At 47.3% G+C, this 522-nt stretch carries 1 pseudogene; it reads right to left on the bottom strand.

Annotated elements, in window-relative coordinates:
• Positions 1-522: pseudogene (locus R7P74_RS29250) on the bottom strand (fimbria/pilus outer membrane usher protein); the annotation flags it as partial.

Raw genomic sequence — 522 nt, 5'->3', positions numbered from 1 at the left:
TACCCGACGCGTCCTCGCAAATCGCCATCATCTTCCCTTTTCAGCGTTAAGCCGGCACTGCCGCCAAGCGAACCAAAGGGCAACGAGAACTGCGCTAATGTCACTGCCTGACCACCAATACTGTGGTTGTATGAGAGCGACATATTGATATCAAAAGGCAGAGCATAACTGTACGTAAGATTGAGTGTACGCGAGCTAGAATCGGTTTGCTGAATATCGAAATAGCCACCGGAAAGTGAGCCCCAATCCCCTAAGCGTACTCCCATGTTGACTTGCGATACATGACGAGACTTCAGCGATGCCTCCTCCCCTTTATTAAGCTTCTCGTAATTTGGCAAATGTGACAGGGTATAGAAATCAGCTTGCTCCACTTGCGTTCTAGCAGCGAAGCTAAACAACCTAGATTGGTAACTGTAACTCAGCGCGTATGAGCTGGATTGATCTTTAAAATTACTGACTCGAAATGAGGCATCTACCGTACCTAAGTTGAACGCATTACTAACAAAACCCAGCCCTGCAACA

This window comes from Vibrio sp. 2033, from assembly GCF_033339735.1.
The sequence above is the reverse complement of the archived record's forward strand: the minus strand, read 5'-3'. Positions and strand labels throughout refer to the sequence as shown.